1 protein-coding gene is annotated in these 976 nt (G+C 60.8%); it reads right to left on the bottom strand.

Going from position 1 to position 976, the window contains the following annotated elements; all coding sequences use genetic code 11:
* Positions 1 to 274: 274 nt before the first annotated feature.
* Positions 275 to 976, bottom strand: a 702-nt coding sequence (locus DNK49_RS24210) for an AAA family ATPase (protein ID WP_207807103.1), incomplete at its 5' end; no start/stop codon positions are given.

The raw sequence follows: 976 nt of genomic DNA, 5'->3' as shown, positions 1-976 counted from the left end.
GAGGTGAGCGCGTGACTCATTTCGAGGTGCGCGCATGTAAGCGCAGGTGAGCGCAAAAGCCGTTTTATCCTTTGTACTCAATAGCTTCCAAATAGGTGAGCGCAGGTGCGCGCAGGTGAGCGCACCGATATACTGCGCGCACCTATAGACGGAGGTGCGCGCATTCGCACTTTTACCCTTTCCGCTCAATGACTTCCAAGTAGGTGAGCGCAGGTGAGCGCACCTCGAAAACCCGAGGTGAGCGCAGGTGAGCGCACCGCAGAAATAAATCGTGTCAGTCGAAAACACTGGCACCCTGCCTCTGTGTGGGTTGCCCCTTGTCCTGTCCCGCCGCACCGAGTGTATAGGTCGGCACGCGTTTACGATCGCGGCGGGTCTCCCCGACAACTATCAATTTCCGCCGTTGCAGGGCCGCCAGCGCGTCATCTATCTCCGATAGCGACGCTGCGCCCACATGCTCGCCGTAGAGCCGCTTAATCGCCTTTGGCGCCCACGAGTCGCGAGCATAGGAAGAAGGCGACAACGTCACCTCTTCGATTTGCGCGGCCGCAACAGCCGCCAGCACGCCGCGCTCGACAGCACTCTCGACAGTAGGCAGGCCACCGGCCAACGCGTCCGTAGCTTCCTTTAAAGCGTTTAGATCAATGCCGGGGGTGGATGCTGCAACGGCCGTGAATGCGCCAGCCTGCCAGCGTAGCTTGATCTTTGCGCCCTTGGGTCCGTAGTTCGACTTCATCCCCTCGAGTTCGCGATTGTTGCCGGTCTCCTCGCCCTTGGGCCAGCGCAGATAGACGCGCGAGCGTGCTGCGTTTGACCAGGCTGTGGAGCCGCTGCGACCCTCTGCCTTGCCGGCGACGGACGGCTGGCCGAGCACAATCAGCGTCGCGCCTATCGGCCGGACCAAGTTGCCCAGGATGAATTTGACGAAGTAATTGACCTGCGCGCGATCGATCTCGGATCCGCCGAAGATATCGGC

Source organism: Parazoarcus communis SWub3 = DSM 12120 (assembly GCF_003226565.1).
Lineage (GTDB): Bacteria > Pseudomonadota > Gammaproteobacteria > Burkholderiales > Rhodocyclaceae > Parazoarcus > Parazoarcus communis.
This window is presented reverse-complemented; position numbering and strand designations above follow the sequence as displayed.